The 16,343-nt window shown below is 56.0% G+C and carries 16 protein-coding genes; 11 read left to right on the top strand and 5 right to left on the bottom strand.

The features are described from left to right. Positions 1-113 precede the first annotated feature (113 nt). Positions 114-878, bottom strand: a complete 765-nt coding sequence (locus LGT44_RS12035; protein WP_230332643.1) for an ATP-binding cassette domain-containing protein — start codon at positions 876-878, stop codon at positions 114-116. Then, positions 872-1,867, bottom strand: coding sequence for a FecCD family ABC transporter permease (locus LGT44_RS12040; protein ID WP_186435974.1), 996 nt, complete (start codon positions 1,865-1,867; stop codon positions 872-874). Before LGT44_RS12040 ends, LGT44_RS12035 begins: the two co-directional genes overlap by 7 nt. Positions 1,868-1,899: 32 nt before the next feature. Here LGT44_RS12040 and LGT44_RS12045 point away from each other — a divergent pair, with 32 nt between their 5' ends. Then, complete coding sequence (locus LGT44_RS12045; RefSeq protein ID WP_145469836.1) at positions 1,900-2,217, top strand: Rieske (2Fe-2S) protein; 318 nt, start codon at positions 1,900-1,902, stop codon at positions 2,215-2,217. 15 nt (positions 2,218-2,232) lie between these two features. Here the strand turns inward: LGT44_RS12045 and LGT44_RS12050 are convergent, their stop codons facing one another. The 3 genes from LGT44_RS12050 to LGT44_RS12060 are packed head-to-tail and all read right to left on the bottom strand — an operon-like array spanning position 2,233 to position 4,446. Further along, positions 2,233-2,433, bottom strand: a complete 201-nt coding sequence (locus tag LGT44_RS12050; protein WP_230332642.1) for a hypothetical protein — start codon at positions 2,431-2,433, stop codon at positions 2,233-2,235. 46 nt (positions 2,434-2,479) lie between these two features. Further along, positions 2,480-3,238, bottom strand: a complete 759-nt coding sequence (gene sfsA / locus LGT44_RS12055) for a DNA/RNA nuclease SfsA (RefSeq protein ID WP_230332641.1) — start codon at positions 3,236-3,238, stop codon at positions 2,480-2,482. Beyond that, on the bottom strand, positions 3,238-4,446 hold the full coding sequence (locus LGT44_RS12060; RefSeq protein ID WP_230332640.1) for a pyridoxal phosphate-dependent aminotransferase: 1,209 nt from the start codon (positions 4,444-4,446) through the stop codon (positions 3,238-3,240). Before LGT44_RS12060 ends, sfsA begins: the two co-directional genes overlap by 1 nt. A gap of 254 nt (positions 4,447-4,700) precedes the next feature. Between LGT44_RS12060 and dksA the strand changes: the two genes are divergently transcribed. From dksA to panD, 10 genes are all read left to right on the top strand, one after another. Then, entirely contained in the window at positions 4,701-5,135 is a 435-nt protein-coding gene (gene dksA / locus LGT44_RS12065) for an RNA polymerase-binding protein DksA (RefSeq protein ID WP_145469840.1), read from the top strand. Positions 5,136-5,201: 66 nt separating this feature from the next. Then, entirely contained in the window at positions 5,202-6,128 is a 927-nt protein-coding gene (gluQRS, locus tag LGT44_RS12070; protein WP_230333616.1) for a tRNA glutamyl-Q(34) synthetase GluQRS, read from the top strand. Positions 6,129-6,173: 45 nt separating this feature from the next. After that, entirely contained in the window at positions 6,174-6,350 is a 177-nt protein-coding gene (locus LGT44_RS12075) for a hypothetical protein (protein ID WP_186435975.1), read from the top strand. Next, on the top strand, positions 6,340-9,270 hold the full coding sequence (locus LGT44_RS12080) for a sensor histidine kinase (protein ID WP_145469842.1): 2,931 nt from the start codon (positions 6,340-6,342) through the stop codon (positions 9,268-9,270). The genes LGT44_RS12075 and LGT44_RS12080 overlap by 11 nt, the downstream gene beginning before the upstream one ends. Then, a complete protein-coding gene (locus LGT44_RS12085; protein ID WP_145469843.1) occupies positions 9,267-10,664 on the top strand; it encodes a sigma-54-dependent transcriptional regulator in 1,398 nt (465 codons plus the stop codon). The genes LGT44_RS12080 and LGT44_RS12085 overlap by 4 nt, the downstream gene beginning before the upstream one ends. A gap of 1,435 nt (positions 10,665-12,099) precedes the next feature. Next, positions 12,100-13,476: a polynucleotide adenylyltransferase PcnB gene (gene pcnB / locus LGT44_RS12090; protein WP_268866452.1), complete on the top strand. Its 1,377-nt coding sequence runs from the start codon at positions 12,100-12,102 to the stop codon at positions 13,474-13,476. Between the two features lie 18 nt (positions 13,477-13,494). Further along, positions 13,495-13,989: a 2-amino-4-hydroxy-6-hydroxymethyldihydropteridine diphosphokinase gene (folK, locus tag LGT44_RS12095; RefSeq protein ID WP_230332638.1), complete on the top strand. Its 495-nt coding sequence runs from the start codon at positions 13,495-13,497 to the stop codon at positions 13,987-13,989. Between the two features lie 88 nt (positions 13,990-14,077). Further along, positions 14,078-14,887 (top strand): 3-methyl-2-oxobutanoate hydroxymethyltransferase, encoded by an 810-nt coding sequence (gene panB, locus LGT44_RS12100; protein ID WP_230332637.1) that lies wholly within the window; start codon positions 14,078-14,080, stop codon positions 14,885-14,887. Continuing rightward, on the top strand, positions 14,884-15,744 hold the full coding sequence (gene panC, locus LGT44_RS12105) for a pantoate--beta-alanine ligase (RefSeq protein WP_230332636.1): 861 nt from the start codon (positions 14,884-14,886) through the stop codon (positions 15,742-15,744). The genes panB and panC overlap by 4 nt, the downstream gene beginning before the upstream one ends. Positions 15,745-15,854: 110 nt before the next feature. Then, positions 15,855-16,235, top strand: coding sequence for an aspartate 1-decarboxylase (gene panD, locus LGT44_RS12110; protein ID WP_145469848.1), 381 nt, complete (start codon positions 15,855-15,857; stop codon positions 16,233-16,235). The last annotated feature ends 108 nt before the right edge of the window (positions 16,236-16,343 follow it).

A 16,343-nucleotide genomic window follows, 5' to 3' on the forward strand; every position in this document is an offset into this window, starting at 1 on the left:
TCATTCTGTTGTCGGGGTGAAGATCTCTCTCATCAAGCTAATCACGGTTGCTTTGCCCCTCTCTCTTTAAGAGCCGAGGGGCGTTTTTTTATCTGCTGTCCACGTCTGCTTATTCACACCCAATGCAGGTAATCACCCTCAAGCACCGTCTCAACGCGGAAGGTGTCACTGACCTGCGCCGCCGTTAATACCTCCCGCGCCGGCCCGTCCGCTACCAGACGACCACAACAAAGCAACAGAACACGGTCGGCATAGCGCCGCGCCAGATTCAGATCGTGCACCACTATCAGCACGCTCTTACCCGCGGCCGTCAGCTGGCGGATATGGCTCATACACTGCTGCTGATGGCGCAGATCGAGTGCACTCAAAGGCTCATCCAGCAGCCACAGCTGACTGTCGGCCTGATTCACCTGAATCCAGCTGCGCGCCAGCTGACAACGCTGTTGTTCTCCACCGGACAACAGACGCACATCGCGCCCGGCCAGATAAGCGATATCCCAGACCCGTAAGGCATCCTGCACCTGAGTACGCAGCGCCACCACCGAGTCGCTGTGCGCCAGGCCACCCAGCTGCACCACCTCGCTCACCGACAGCGGAAAATTCATCGGGCTCAGCTGCGGCACCAGGGTGACCCGTTGCGCCCAGTCACGACGCTGCCAGTTACAGGTATCCTGCTGATTAAACTGCAGCATGCCACGATCAGGCTGCAGCATACCGGCCAGCATGTTCATCAGCGTCGATTTACCCGCCCCGTTGGGGCCCACCAGCATCACCAGCTCACCGCGAGCCAGTTGAAAACCGACATCATCCACAATGGCGGCACCAGCGCGGCTTAAGCCCAGCCCGGAAGCCTGAATCAGAATGTCAGGGCTCACCATGCCAACCTCTTCTTCTCGCGGATCATCAGCGCAATAAACAGTGGCGCACCCAGCAATGTGGTGACGATACCAATCGGCAGCTCCGCCGGCGCCACAATCACCCGTGACAACATATCCGCCGCCACCAGCAAACAGCCGCCCAGCACCACCGCCAGCGGCAATACCCGCTGGTGCGCAGCACCGGTTAACAGGCGGGCGATATGCGGGCTGATCAGGCCAATAAAGCCGATCACACCACTGGCCGATACCGCCAGCGCCACGCAGAGCGCAACCCAGATAACGACCTGCCACTGCAGGCGGCTGACCGAAACACCCAGCGAGCGGGCCTCCACTTCGCCCAGCAACAGCGCATCCAGATTGCGTAAACGTTTTGGCCAGAAGATCACCGCGCCCAGCAGCACCGCGCTCATCGCCCCGACCCAACCCCAGTTGGCGCCGGATAAACTGCCCAGCGACCAGAAGGTAATCTGGCGCAGCGCATCATCGCTGGCCATATACGACAACAAACCAATTAAAGCTCCGGCAAGAACATTAACCGCTATCCCGGCCAGAATCAGAAAGCTCATGGCGTGCAGGGAATTACCCTGCAGGCCGAGACGCAATACCAGCAGCAGTGCCACCACACCACCGGCAAAGGCGGCGATGGGCTGCGCCCAGTAAGGCAGCGCCAGACCCGCGGCCTGCAGCACCACAAACACGGCTGCCGCCACCGCCGCACCACCGGATACACCGATCAGCCCCGGATCGGCCAGCGGATTGCGCACCATGCCCTGAATCAGTACCCCGGCCCAGGCCAGCAAAGCCCCCACCAGAAAGGCCATCAGCACCCGTGGCAGGCGGATCTGCCAGAGAATGGTCTGGCCAACATCGGTATACAGCAGCCAGTCCAGACTCTGGCTGCCACTGGCCAAGCCAAGCAGAATAAAGATCAGTGGTAGCAGCAGGCATAACAGCAGGATATGCTTGCGCCGCTTCAGGGCGGTGTTCATCGCAGGAATTAACTCAGGCTGCAGGAAAGAATATGCGGGCATTGTGCCACACAGACACAATTGCGGAAGGACAGAGTAAAGGTTTTGAACTCGAAGGCCAGTCGGTCTTTGTTGTGCACAAACAGGGACAGTTCTTCGTATATCACAATCAGTGCCCACATCTGGGCATTAATCTGGAATGGTTACCGGACCAGTTTCTCGACAGCGATGGCTGCCTGATTCAGTGTGCCATGCACGGTGCGTTGTTTCTGATTGAAGATGGTCAGTGCATCGCCGGCCCCTGTCAGGGCCAGCGTTTAAGAGCCGTTGCGCATGAAATCCGCGATGGACGGATCTGGGCCGATCTGTAACGCCGCAAGCGGCCGTTACTTTTTCAGTTTATCGATACCGTCCTGCAGTACATCCTTACCGCCTTCCAGTAAGTCGGAGCCACCGTCTTTCAGGCGATCCATCAGCGCATCGGATTTAAACGGGTTGGCGAACGGATCACGGTCACGGATCAGATTGGAACCAATCCAGGCGCCCAGCAAAAGACCAATAATGAGAATAATAAGATTGCGTTTCATCGTACTTACCTTGTTTTTGTAATCAGTTGTGCCATTTGTTCCAGTATCAGCCAGCAATATCCACCGGCAAACACTGCCCCAGTTCCAGGCCGCTGACATCCGCATAAAACTGCGCCTGATAAGCCAGTACCTCAACGCCCTGTGCCACCACCTCGGCCAGTGCCGCGGCATAAGCCGGATCAATGGCCCGCGCCGGGCGTACCCGCTTAATGCCCTCGTGCGGTACGCAGAATAACAGCAGGGTACGATACCCCTGCTGACGTAACTCGGCCAGACGGCGCAGATGCTTCAGACCACGGGCGGTCACCGCATCCGGAAAACTGCCCCAGCCATCACTGGCCTGCGGCTGATCGGGCTGAGGGTAATCAAGCAAAGTAACACTCTTAACCTCAACATACACCGGGGGTTCTTGCGGCTGCTGTGGCTGCAGCAGAAAATCCAGCCGCCCGTCTTCAACTTTAGGCTCCGGCAGAATCTGATAATCCCCCGCCAGCTCAGCAATGCGCCCGGCGGCCAGTGCCTCAGCCACCAGCTGGTTCGGGCGGGCGGTGTTGATACAGGCTTTATAACGCCCGGCAACTTCCACCCATTCCCAGCTGTAACGGTATTTGCGTTTGGCCGCGGCGCCGGATGGCAGAGAGTCCCACAACCATACGCGACTGCCGGGTTCTGCACAGTGTTTCATCGAGCCGGTATTGGGGCAGTGGGCGGTAATTTCCTCACCACTGTCGAGCACGATATCGGCCAGAAAACGTTTATAGCGTTTGATTAAACGCCCGCCGACCAGCGCTGAATCGTAACGCATCAGCGTACTCCGCCGGCCGCAGTGAGCCAGTTCTGCAGGCGGGCAACCGCTTCCTGTAAACGCTCAAGGCGGGTGGTAAAGGCAAAACGCACATGGCTGCCGGCTTCGTGTTCACCAAAGTCGACGCCCGGCGTAATGGCCACGCCGGTTTCACGCAGCACCTGTGAACAGAAGCTCAGGCTGTCGCTGGTAAAACGGCTGGCATCGGCATAGATATAAAACGCGCCGTCGGGTGCGACCGGCACGCCAAAGCCCAGTTGCGGCAGAGCTTCAAGCAGATAATCACGGCGTTCGGCCAGCTCCGCCCGGCGCTGCTCAAGAATCGCCATCGTCTCCGGCTCAAAGGCCGCCAGCGCTGCGTATTGCGCCGGTGTTGGTGGCGCCAGAAAGAGGTTCTGCGCCAGGGTATCCAGATCCGGCACCCAAGACTCCGGCACCACCGCCCAGCCCAGACGCCAGCCGGTCATACCAAAAAATTTGGAAAAGCTGTTCAGCACCACCGCATCCTCCGCCACCGACAGGACCGTCTGCGGCGCACTGGTGTAATTCAGCCCCTGATAGATTTCATCCACCCAGAGTTCGCCCTGCTGCTCACGTACAGCCGCCGCCAGAGCGCTGAGTTCATCCAGCGACAACACGGTGCCGGTCGGGTTGGCCGGTGACGCCACCAACGCCACTTTGGTATCGGCCGACCAGTGCTGACGAATATCGGCCGCCGTCAGCTGAAACTTCTGCGCCGCACCACAGGGCAGCAGTTGCCCGCGGCCTTCAAACACCCGGGCAAAATGACGGTTACAGGGATAACCCGGATCGGCCAGCAACATCTTCTGCCCCGGATTCAACCGTGCCGCAGTTAACAGCAGTAAGGCGCCGGAGGCTCCCGGTGCCAGCACAATACGCTTCGGGCTGATGCTGACACCAAAACGGCTGTAGTAATAATCCGCCAGTTTCTGGCGTAATTCGGGCAATCCCAGCGCCGGGGTATAGCCGGTTTTGCCAGCGTTCATCGCTTTGATGGCGGCATCAATCATCGGCTGTGGGGTCGGGAAGTCAGGCTCGCCAACCTCCAGATGAATAATGTCCTGCCCCTGCGCCTGCAGCGCCTGGGCTTCGGCCAGAATGGCCATTACCTGAAAGGGTTTGATATCCGCACAACGGCGGGCAGACGAAGAGAAATCAGGGGTGGCCGGGGCCTGTTCGGAGGACATAACAACTCAACTATCAATAAATACAGATAAAAACGGCTAAAGAAGACAACAAAATAACCGGCCTATTGTGCCAGATGACTGACTGGCAGCAACCAAAGCCAACAAAACCCTGCGGAAATAGTTGGCGCTTGGCAGGTTATCTGATAGTTTCCCCGCCTTATCATTTGGAGCCTAGGGAAGAAAAGTGTTGTTTTCCCGGGGCGCATGGACCCGATGTCCGGTTAAACCGGTTTACCAGGTGAGGCAGTAACGCAATGCCGCAAGATAAAAAAGAATTTGCCCTGTCCGATTTCACTCCTTACGAAATTGGCAAAGATGAAGAATACATGAGTGATGCTCAGCTGGAGCACTTCGCAACTATCCTGCGCAACTGGAAACAGGAGCTGATGGAAGAAGTGGATCGCACCAAAGAGCACATGCAAACCGAACTGAATAACTACGCCGATCCTAACGATCGTGCCAGCCAGGAAGAGGAGTTCAACCTGGAACTGCGCACCCGTGACCGTGAGCGTAAGCTGATCAAAAAGATTGAGAAAACCATCGACCTGATCGGCAAAGGTGACTACGGCTACTGCAGCGCCTGTGGCGTAGAAATTGGTATTCGCCGTCTTGAAGCCCGCCCTACCGCCGATCTGTGCATCGACTGTAAGACGCTGGCTGAAATCAAAGAAAAACAGCTGGGCGTCTGATCCGGCTGAATGCGCGACCGCCAGCGGCGGTCGCGCTTTCTTTTTCCTCTGATGACTGACCCTTTCATGTCAGACACTGCCGTCATGGCCAATCCCCTTTCTTCTGTTTCTTATACCGGCCGCTTTGCGCCTTCTCCCACCGGACCATTGCACTTCGGCTCACTGCTTGCCGCAGTGGCCAGCTATGTCGATGCCCGTGCTAATAACGGCCGCTGGCTGGTACGCATCGAAGATCTCGACCCGCCACGCGAAGACCCCTCTGCCGCCAGTGCGATTCTGCATATTCTCGATGCCTACGGCCTGCACTGGGATGGCGAGGTACGCTATCAGAGCGAACGTCATGACGCCTACCAACAGGTACTGCAGCAACTGATCAGCAACGGTCTGGCGTTTCCCTGCCAGTGTTCGCGCAAGCAACTTGGCGGCCTGCCGCATCAGGGGAATTGCCACTGTCAGGCAACAACGGATATCGCCTGGCGTTTTCTGTGCCCGGCAGGTGAGCTGTGCTTTGACGATGGTTTACAGGGCTGCTGGTGCAGCGATCTGACACAGGATATTGGCGATTTTGTTATCAAACGCCGCGATGGTCCCTGGTCGTATCAGCTCGCGGTGGTCACCGATGATATTGATCAGGGCATTAGCCATATCGTGCGTGGTATCGATCTGATCGACTCCACCGCACGCCAGATCCTGCTCTACCACGCGCTGCAGCACCCCCTGCCGTGCTACAGCCATATACCGGTGGCGCTGGAGGCTAATGGGCAAAAGCTGAGCAAACAGAATCTGGCACAGCCGCTGACCACAGAAAATATCAGCCAGACCCTGTGGATGGCGCTGAGCTGGCTCGGCCAGCAACCCCCGCCGCAACTGCAGTCATGCCCGCCCGGCGAACTGCTGCACTGGGCAACACAACACTGGCAACCACAGGCACTGACCGGCCAGCGCGAGCGCCCGGCCCCCGAGAGCTTTCAGCGCGAAGCGTCTGCCGGCTGAGAACTTTGTGGTACGCTTGCCGCTTTCATTTACGACGGCCTGGTTATGTACGATTACCGCCTTGGATTGGCACTGTTGGTGGGGATTTATCTGTTTTCCCCCATCATGATGGACTGGTGGCTCGATGACCGCGGCGCCTGGTATCGCCCCTTTGCAATCTGGTTGTTACTGATCGGCTTTTATATCTGGCTGAATCATAAGCGGGGTGACGATGAGCTTTAGTCTGGGTCAGCTGGGGCTGATCGTTTTAGGCTACCTCGGCGCACTGTTTACCACCGCTTATGCGGTTGAACGCGGCTGGGTCCCGCGCCGCTGGGTACGTCACCCACTGGTGTATATTTTCTCGCTCGGCGTGTATGCCAGCGCCTGGGCGTTTTATGGTTCGGTGGGCATGGCCAACCAATACGGCTATGGTTTCCTGGCTTATTACCTGGGCATCTCCGGCGCCTTTGTCATGTCGCCAATCCTGCTGCGTCCCATTCTGCATATTGCCCGTATTTATCAGCTGGGATCTCTCGCCGACCTGCTCGCCTTCCGTTACCGCTCGCGTCTGGCCGGTATGCTGGTATCAGTGTTTACCCTCGCCGTCGTTATTCCGATGCTGACGCTGCAGATCAGTGCCATCGCCGATACCCTGCATTTGCTCAACAGCGAGTGGCCGGTGACCACGCTGGCATTCGGCTTCTGTGTCACCATGATTATCTTTGCCGTACTGTTCGGCGCGCGTCATGTTTCACCGCGGGAAAAACACGAGGGGCTGGTCTTTGCCCTGGCCTTTGAATCGCTGCTCAAACTAACCGCCATTCTGGTGCTGGCCGGTGTGGCGTTGTTTGGTATTTTCGATCAGGTCGGTGGTCTGGAGCAGTGGCTGATCGATAATCAGGACCGCCTGTCCAACCAGCAGATTACCCTGCAGGAAGGGCCGTGGCGCACGCTGCTGCTGGTGTTTTTTGCCGCGGCCATCGTCATGCCACACATGTTCCATGTGACCTTTACCGAAAACGTCAACAGCGATGCACTGAAACCGGCAAGCTGGGGGTTCCCGCTGTTTCTGCTGGCGATGAGCATGGCCGTACCGCCGATTCTGTGGGCCGGTATTTACCTGAATGTACAAACACCGGCCGAGTACTTTGCCATAGGTATCGGCCTGAAACTGGAATCGCCGTTTCTGGTCATCCTGACCTTTGTCGGCGGTCTGGCCGCCGCTTCAGGCATCATGATTGTGATAACCCTGGCCACCGCCGCCATGTTCCTCAACCATCTGGTGCTGCCTTTCCACAAGCCCAGTCCGCGCCATGATTTTTATCGCTGGCTGCTGTGGATGCGGCGCTCGCTGATCGCCGGCATTCTGCTGCTGGCTTACGGCTTCTACCGTTCCGTCGGCGCCGATCTGGATCTTAACCGCCTCGGTATTCTTGCTTTTGTCGCCGCGCTGCAGTTTTTACCCGGCGTACTGGGATTGCTGTACTGGCCCAAGTCCAACCGCAAAGGTTTTCTCGCCGGTCTGATCGCCGGTATTCTGGTATGGATCTACGGCATGCTGCTGCCGTTTTCTGAGCTGGCGCTGGGCTGGAACGTACCGCTGCCACTGGCGGCCATTGATGAAAGCAACTGGCATCTGGCCGCGCTGTCAGCCTTTGCCATCAACCTGTTGCTGTTTGTTTTGGTGAGTCTCAGCAGCAAACAGAAGGCCTCGGAAATGTCGGCTGCCGAAGCCTGTTCCATTGACACCGTCTCACGCCCCAGCCGCCGGCCTTTGATTGCCGGCAACTCCAACGATGTGATTATGTCGCTGAGCAAACCGCTTGGACGCTACGTCGCCGAGCGCGAGGTCTATCAGGCCCTGACCGATCTCGACCTGCCTTCTTACGAAGACCGTCCCTACGCCCTGCGCCGTCTGCGCGCACGTTTAGAGGCAAATATTTCCGGCCTTATGGGACCAACCGTGGCGCACGATATCGTCAGCCGCTACCTGCCGTTTCAGGAAAATGCCGAGCTCAGCGAAGACATTTATCAGATTGAACAGCGTCTTGAAGGCTTCCATGACCGTCTCAGCGGTCTCGCCGGCGAACTGGATAACCTGCGTCGCTATCATCGGCAGACACTGGAGCGTCTGCCGATGGGGGTATGCTCACTGGCTGACGATGGTGAGATTCTGATGTGGAATCAGGCGATGACTGAGCTGACCCAGATCGATGCCGCTCAGGTCACCGGCTCACATCTCAGCCGTCTGCCACCACCGTGGAATACGCTGCTGCAGGATTTCGTTCTTAACGAACCCATGCACGAACACAAAAAGCGTGTCGATATCGGCGCCCGTCCGCGCTGGTACAGTCTGCATAAATCGGTAATCAAGCCCAGTGGCGGCCAGCCCGGCGGTATTGTCGTGCTGATGGAAGATCAGACTGAAACTCAATTGCTGGAAGACGAGCTGATGCACAGCGAGCGTCTGGCATCCATTGGCCGTCTGGCGGCCGGTGTGGCCCACGAGATCGGCAACCCCATTACCGGTATCGACTGTCTGGCGCAGACGATCCGCTACGAAACCGACAACCCCGAACTGCTGGAAATGGCTAACCAGATTCAGGAGCAGACCAAGCGGGTTACCCGTATCGTGCAGTCGCTGATGAACTTTGCCCACGCCGGCCACCACTCCACCGAACATGAACCGGTCAGCCTGGCGCATGTTATTGACGAAGCCATGCAGCTGTTGCGTTTAAGCAAACGCAGCCAGGACATTGCCTTTATTAATGAGTGTGCCGGTGACGTGATGGTGCTTGGCGATGATCAGCGCCTGGTTCAGGTATTTGTGAACCTGTTAAGCAACGCACGCGATGCCAGCGGTCCCGGTCAGAACATCCGCGTTACCGCCGATACCGACGAACATCAGGTGATATTAAGAATTATCGACCAGGGGCACGGCATTCCCGCCGATAAAGTCGACCGTATTTTTGAGCCTTTTTTCACCACCAAAGACGTCGGTAAAGGCACTGGACTGGGGTTGTCACTGGTGTATTCCATCATCGAAGAACACTATGGCCACATCGCCATTGAAAGTCCGGTCGCCGACGGCCGCGGCACTTGTGTTAAAGTCAGCCTGCCACGTTATCATCACATTGAAGAATCGGAACCCGTTGCATGAGTCACATCCTGGTTGTTGAAGACGAAGCCATTATCCGTCAGTCCGTGCGCCGCCTGTTGCAGCGCCACGACTACGAAGTCACCGATGTGGATTCCCTTGATGCCGCCAAAAATGAAGACCTGAGCCGCTACAGCCTGATCATCAGCGATCTGCGCCTGCCCGGCGGCATGGGCACCGAACTGGTCGAGCTGGCCGGAGACACCCCGGTACTGATCATGACCAGCTACGCCAGCCTGCGCTCGGCGGTTGATGCTATGAAGATGGGGGCCGTGGATTACATCGCCAAACCCTTCGACCACGACGAAATGATTCAGGCGGTACAGCGCATTCTGAAAGAATCCAGCCTCAGCCATAAGCCAACCAACACCGATCTGCGCAAAGAAGTCAGCAAAGAATATCCGGTCAGCGGCATTATCGGCAGCTGCGAGCCTATGCTGCTGCTGTTCAAAAAAATCAGCAAGGTAGCCCCCACCGACGCCACCGTCCTTATTCAGGGCGAATCCGGTACCGGTAAAGAGCTGGTCGCACGGGCGCTGCATAATCAGAGCCGTCGCCATAACGCGGAGATGATTTCGGTTAACTGTGCTGCCATTCCTGAAACCCTGATTGAATCGGAACTGTTTGGCCATGAAAAAGGCGCCTTTACCGGCGCCAACGCCATGCGTCAGGGTCTGGTCGAAGCCGCCGATGGCGGCACCCTGTTTCTTGATGAGATCGGTGAACTGCCACTCGAAGCCCAGGCGCGCCTGCTGCGCGTATTGCAGGAAGGTGAAATCCGGCGCGTGGGTTCAGTACAAAGCAGAAAGGTCGATGTTCGCCTGGTTGCTGCAACCCACCGCAATCTGAAAGATCTGGCCAGTCGCGGCGAGTTCCGTGAAGACCTTTACTACCGTCTGAATGTTGTTGAGCTGCATCTGCCGCCACTGCGCGAGCGTGGCGACGATGTGGTCGAAATTGCCAATGCCATGCTGACCCGTGCCTGCGAGAAAATGCAGCAACCGCCGATGCATTTTACCGCCGAAGCCACCCAGGCTATCCGCCAGTACAACTGGCCGGGTAACGTGCGCGAGCTGGAAAACGCCGTCGAACGTGCTGTGATCCTTGCCGATGATGACAGCATTCAGGCTGATCTGTTGGGTATTGATCTGTCACCGGATCGTTATGTCAGCCCGGCGATGCGTGAAAATCTGCTGCAGAATGAACAATATGGGCCAGTTGATGGTCAACCCCAGCAGGGCGATCTATCTTTGGACGACTACTTTGTGCACTTTGTGCTGGAAAACGAACACAACATGACCGAGACCGACCTGGCGCGTAAGCTGGGCATCTCACGCAAAAGCCTTTGGGAGCGCCGCCAGCGTCTGGGCATTCCACGCAAGAAGAGCGGGAAATAAACACCGCTTCCGCCAGCATCACCACGATGTCATCTGTATCACAAAGTGTAACCTTCGGGTTACACCCCTCTCAAAAATCAGTCATTTACCGCCACCACTGGTAACACTTTAGTGGAACGCAATTCGGGCCAACGTTCTTAACAATCCATAAGCTACTGATTTTAAAGGGTTTTCAAAGAAACCAATTAGTTGGCACGGCATTCGCTATATAGTGATCAAAGCAATAAAAAATGCGCCTCATAAAATAAAAATAAAAAAACGAGCGCGACAGGCCAGACAATAAAAATAAAAACGGCCGCTGAGTTAAAAACAATAATAACAAGCCCCGACTCACTGAAAGACGATTGCTTTGCCCGCGACGCAGCCGGCAAAGCAATCATCTCTCTTATCTGCAAGACCCCAGTACTTCTGCCAACTCCCCTCTGAAACAGCCCCGGTAACAAAATTCTGTAACAGGCCCGGACAATCCCACCCGTCCTCAGCTCTCGTCAGTATTTTCAGCGCAACCAGCAATAAACCGTAAAAACCAATACTTTCCCCTGACTTAAAAAGCGTCAGCCTCGACCAGAAGCGACGTCGCCCCCAATAAGGTTACACACTGTTACCCAGAAACATCTTTTGTTACCTCAGGCCTCGCTCCAAGTAACACTTTAGTCGAAGTCTCGGGTAACAAACGTCACGTAAAATGCATAAAGCATTGATATTAAAGGACTTTTAAAAACTGGCACGACGAATGCTATATAGATATCAGAACACTGAGGCGAACAATAAAAATAACAAACGTCCTGAGTGTAAAACCGGCGACTTATAAAAATAACAAAGCGCCGGGCAAAACGGTCTTCGATAACAACAACAATAAAAGACCGGTGTTATGAACACGCTGTTTTGAATGCACAGCTCTTGGCTGTGAAGAATAAGAAAAATAAAGGGCAGGAACCTGTCCATTCAAAACAGTCGGTTCGCCTGGTTGAAAAATAACAATAATAAAAAGAGAAGACTCACAAAGCCGCCAATGCGGCTTTTTGTTTATCTGCCCCCCGCAAACAGACTTCGCGGCCATTGCTGGCAGACGAGACTATTCAGAGGTTCCTTAAATTCAGGTGAACCGTTACACTCGCCTGCTTATCTGCAAGATCAGGGCCTGTTAACACTAAGTGAACAGGGCCTGCTGAGAACCAGCTTTTCTCAGAACAAGGAGAGAGGAGTGATATTAGCGGGCTAAATGAATGACGAACGACGACGTTAATGGGGAACACTGGCCTCAGCCCGCAGGGTTATGGCTAAAATTCCCTCATACTGCGTTACTGTTCGTTCGCTTAACCCGTTAGGCCACACTCTCAGTGCCTTGTCTGAGGAAATTTTAGCCAATAACAGGCCTGTTTAATTAGTGTTAACAGGCCCTAAGACTTCTGAATCCGTGAAACGGCCAACCAATTTGATCAAATCTGTTATCCGCCTGTTCGGCAAAAAGAAACCACGTACCGATGTGCAGCTGACCATCGTGCCACGTGACGAGCACAGCATCAGTCGCAGCAACATCAGCGAAAATGCCCTCAAAGTACTGTACCGGCTGAACAAAGCCGGACACCAGGCATTGCTGGTTGGCGGTGGCGTTCGTGACACCCTGCTGGGCCTGCATCCAAAAGATTTCGACGTAGCAACCGATGCCACCCCTGAACAGGTTAATCAGCTGTTCCGTAATTCCCGTCTGATCGGCCGTCGTTTCAAGCTGGTGCACGTGGTCTTTGGCCGCGACGTGATTGAAGTAGCCACATTCCGCGCCCCGCCCACGGAGGAACACTCCAGTAAGATTGCCGCCAAGGGCGATCAGGGCATGATTCTGCGTGATAACGTTTACGGCAACAAAGACGAAGACGCCGTACGCCGCGATTTCACCATCAACGCTCTCTATTACGACATTGCCGACTACAGCGTGCATGCTTATGCCGGCGGTTGGGATGACCTGCAAAACCGTCGTCTGCGCCTGATCGGCGATCCGGAAACCCGTTACCGCGAAGATCCGGTGCGTATGCTGCGCGCCATCCGTTTTGCCGCCAAACTGGATTTCAGCATTGAGGCGCATACCGCCGAGCCAATCCCGGTGATGGCGCCACTGCTGGAACAGATTCCGGCCGCACGTTTATTTGAAGAAATTCTCAAACTGTTTCTGCACGGCAAGGCGCTGGATACCCTGCGCCTGCTGCGAGAGTACCAGCTGTTTGGCCCGCTGTTCCCGGCCACCGAGCAATGCCTGCGTGATGATCCGCAGGCACTGATCATGGCAGAGAACACCATGCGTAACACCGATGAGCGCATCCGTGCGGGTAAATCGGTAACACCTTACTTCTTCCTCGCTGCTCTGCTCTGGCCACCACTGGCACGTATCCAGAAAGAATTCGAGGCCAAAGGCATGCCACCGCATCCGGCACTGCAGAAAGCGGCTGACCGGGTTCTCGCACAACAAATTCAGAGCACCGCCATTCCCAAGCGCTTTTCCATTCCGATGCGTGAAATCTGGGAGATGCAGTTACGTCTGGCACGTACCCAGAGCCGCAAGGCTGAAGACCTTCTGACCCACCCGCGCTTCCGTGCCGCTTACGATTTTGTACTGCTGCGCGAGCAGTCCGGCGAAAACCTGAATGGTATCGGTGGTTTCTGGACACGCCTGCAGCAGGAGCATCCGGATCTGGTACAGAGCCGTCCGCCACGCGATTTCGAACGCACGGGCGACGCTGACGGTCAGGGCGAGTACAAAAAACGCCGCCGCCGTTCACCGCGTAACCGCAACCGCCGTCCTCCCCAGGCGAACTGACGACGGCCGTTCATCCTTATGATTCGCTGCTTTATTGGCCTCGGTGCCAACCTTGACGATCCTGCCGCGCAGATCACTATCGCTCTGCGCGCGCTGGCTGCATTACCGCACAGCCGCCTGCTGCGCTGCTCCTCACTGTACGGCAGCAAACCATTAGGGCCGCAGGATCAGCCGGATTACGTAAATGCCGTTGCTGAGCTGGAAACCAGCCTCGAACCTCTGGCCCTGCTGGATGCCCTGCAGGCTCAGGAACGCGAGCAGGGCCGCATCAAACGCCGCCACTGGGGAGAGCGCTGTATCGATCTCGATCTGCTGCTGTATGGTGATCTGACCATGCGCAGCGAACGCCTGAATATTCCCCATCACGAGATGCATAAGCGCAGTTTTGTACTGTTGCCGCTGACTGAAATTGCCGCCGATCTGCACCTGCCCGATGGCCGCGCCATTGCTGAGCTGACGCCGGAATTCGGTGGCGATCTGCAACGCATCGGGCCACCGCCACAGGTTTGTTGACTGCTCTGACAGTTGACTTATAAGCGCCAATCCGCACCATACGCCCCAGATTTGTTTCTAAACGAAACGCTGTAACCGGAGAATGACCATGAGTCCCATCAGTATCCGCTCACTGCAGGCAATGAAAGCCGGGCAGGAAAAATTTTCGGTCCTGACCGCCTACGACGCGACCTTTGCCCAACTGGCAGCCGATGCCGGTGTCGAAGTGCTGCTGGTCGGCGACTCCCTCGGCAATGTGATTCAGGGCCAGGACAGCACACTGCCGGTCACGGTTGAACATATGGTTTATCACACTGAGGCTGTTGCCCGTGGTAACCGCCGCGCCAAGCGCCCGGCATTCATTATGACCGACCTGCCGTTTATGAGTTACGGCACGCTGGAACAGGGGCTGGAAAGCGCCCGTAAGGTGATGCAGGCCGGTGCCCATATGGTCAAGCTGGAAGGCGATGACTGGCTGATTCCGCTGGTCGAATCTCTGGGCCGTCAGGGTGTGCCGGTGTGCGTACACCTTGGCCTGACACCGCAATCGGTGAACAAATTCGGTGGTTACCGCGTACAGGGCCGTGAAGACGATAAAGCCGAAGCCATGCTGGCCCACTGCATCGCGCTGGAAAAAGCCGGTACCGACCTGCTGCTGCTCGAATGTGTCCCCAGCGCCCTTGCTGCGCGTATCAGTGCCGCAGTATCCATTCCGGTGATCGGCATCGGCGCCGGTGCCGATACCGATGCGCAGGTTCTGGTGATGCACGATATGCTGGGTCTGAATTCCGGTTTTACTCCTAAGTTTGTGAAAAACTTCCTCACCGATGGCCGCAACGTGCAGCAGGCCTTTGCCGCTTATGTTGAAGAAGTTAAATCCGGTCAGTTCCCGGCCGCCGAACACGGATTCAGCGCATGATTACCGTTCATACCATCCGCGAACTGCGCGAACATGTGCGCAATGCCCGCAACAGCGGCCGTCGTATCGGTTTTGTACCTACCATGGGCAATCTGCACGAAGGCCATATCAGCCTGATCGAACGCTCTCTGACGGCGGACTGCTTTACCGTTTCATCCATTTTCGTCAACCCGCTGCAGTTCAATGATAAGAGCGATCTGGCACGCTACCCGCGCACCCTGCCTGCCGATCAGGAAAAGCTCGCCGCCGCCGGCTGTGACCTGCTGTTTGCGCCCGATGTCGATGAAATGTACCCCAACGGCCAGGACGCACAGAGCATCGTGCATGTACCGGTCGTATCTGAGGGGCTGTGCGGCGGCAGTCGTCCTGGCCACTTTGATGGCGTATCGACGGTGGTCAGCAAACTGTTCAATCAGGTACTGCCGGATATGGCCTTTTTCGGTGAAAAAGATTTTCAGCAGGTAGCGGTAATCCGCAAGATGGTGAACGACCTGTGCATGCCGGTGGAAATCGTCCCGGTACCGACCAAACGCGCAGCTGATGGCCTCGCCTTAAGCTCCCGTAACGGTTATCTGAGCGCTGAAGAACGGGCGCTGGCCCCGGGCCTGTATCAGACCCTGAGCGAGATCGCTGACGACTTCAAAGCCGGAAAAGACCTTTCCGACAGCCTGAAAAATGCAGAAGAACGCCTGAATCAACGTGGTTTCCGTACCGATTATCTGGAAATCCGCCGTACTTCAGACCTGGCTCCGGCAACACTCAATGACCACTCTGTAGTCGTTTTAGGCGCGGCTTTCCTTGGCTCAGCACGCTTAATTGATAATCTTCAGGTGACATTGAATCAGGCGAATGATTGAGGCATACTTCGCCGCCTTGCGCCCATATGGGTGATAAGTGAACAATTCCGGCGCTGCAGGACCTGCTCCCACAGTGAAGAATCGTCCGAATAGTAAAGAAAGGGTTTACCATGCAATCCATCATGCTCAAAGCCAAGCTTCATCAGGCTCGGGTTACGCACTCGGTGCTGAACTATGAAGGCTCTTGTGCCATTGACGGCAAATTGCTGGATCTCGCGGGTATGCGTGAGTTTGAACAGATCCAGATCTATAACATCAATAATGGCAAACGCTTCACCACCTATATTATTCGTGGCGAAGATGGTTCAGGTATCATTTCCGTAAATGGTGCTGCAGCGCATATGGCTGATGTGGGCGACCGCATTATTATCTGTGCTTACGCTAACTATGACGAAAAAGAGCTGGCCACGTTCAAGCCTAAGATGGTGTACCTGAACGCCGATAACAGCGTCAGCCATACCAGCTTCGATATTCCGGTCCAGGTGGCCTGAGCCCGGCTCACTGCCAGACCAATAAACGCCGCTTTATGCGGCGTTTTTTTATGGGCCATTGCCAACCCAGCCCTCAGCGCAAGTTTTTTGCCCGTTGTTGCCGCCTTC

Origin of the sequence: Thalassolituus alkanivorans, from assembly GCF_020447205.1 — a bacterium.
Lineage (GTDB): Bacteria > Pseudomonadota > Gammaproteobacteria > Pseudomonadales > Oceanobacteraceae > Venatoribacter > Venatoribacter alkanivorans.

Bases quoted from the DNA above. Each gene is read 5' to 3' on its own strand.
- panD (WP_145469848.1), top strand. From the start codon at position 15,855: ATGCAATCCATCATGCTCAAAGCCAAGCTTCATCAGGCTCGGGTTACG.
- LGT44_RS12075 (WP_186435975.1), top strand. From the start codon at position 6,174: ATGTACGATTACCGCCTTGGATTGGCACTGTTGGTGGGGATTTATCTG.
- gluQRS (WP_230333616.1), top strand. From the start codon at position 5,202: ATGTCAGACACTGCCGTCATGGCCAATCCCCTTTCTTCTGTTTCTTAT.
- dksA (WP_145469840.1), top strand. From the start codon at position 4,701: ATGCCGCAAGATAAAAAAGAATTTGCCCTGTCCGATTTCACTCCTTAC.
- panB (WP_230332637.1), top strand. From the start codon at position 14,078: ATGAGTCCCATCAGTATCCGCTCACTGCAGGCAATGAAAGCCGGGCAG.
- LGT44_RS12045 (WP_145469836.1), top strand. From the start codon at position 1,900: ATGCGGGCATTGTGCCACACAGACACAATTGCGGAAGGACAGAGTAAA.
- LGT44_RS12035 (WP_230332643.1), bottom strand. From the start codon at position 878: ATGGTGAGCCCTGACATTCTGATTCAGGCTTCCGGGCTGGGCTTAAGC.
- LGT44_RS12085 (WP_145469843.1), top strand. From the start codon at position 9,267: ATGAGTCACATCCTGGTTGTTGAAGACGAAGCCATTATCCGTCAGTCC.
- sfsA (WP_230332641.1), bottom strand. From the start codon at position 3,238: ATGCGTTACGATTCAGCGCTGGTCGGCGGGCGTTTAATCAAACGCTAT.
- LGT44_RS12060 (WP_230332640.1), bottom strand. From the start codon at position 4,446: ATGTCCTCCGAACAGGCCCCGGCCACCCCTGATTTCTCTTCGTCTGCC.
- LGT44_RS12040 (WP_186435974.1), bottom strand. From the start codon at position 1,867: ATGAACACCGCCCTGAAGCGGCGCAAGCATATCCTGCTGTTATGCCTG.
- LGT44_RS12050 (WP_230332642.1), bottom strand. From the start codon at position 2,433: ATGAAACGCAATCTTATTATTCTCATTATTGGTCTTTTGCTGGGCGCC.
- folK (WP_230332638.1), top strand. From the start codon at position 13,495: ATGATTCGCTGCTTTATTGGCCTCGGTGCCAACCTTGACGATCCTGCC.
- LGT44_RS12080 (WP_145469842.1), top strand. From the start codon at position 6,340: ATGAGCTTTAGTCTGGGTCAGCTGGGGCTGATCGTTTTAGGCTACCTC.
- panC (WP_230332636.1), top strand. From the start codon at position 14,884: ATGATTACCGTTCATACCATCCGCGAACTGCGCGAACATGTGCGCAAT.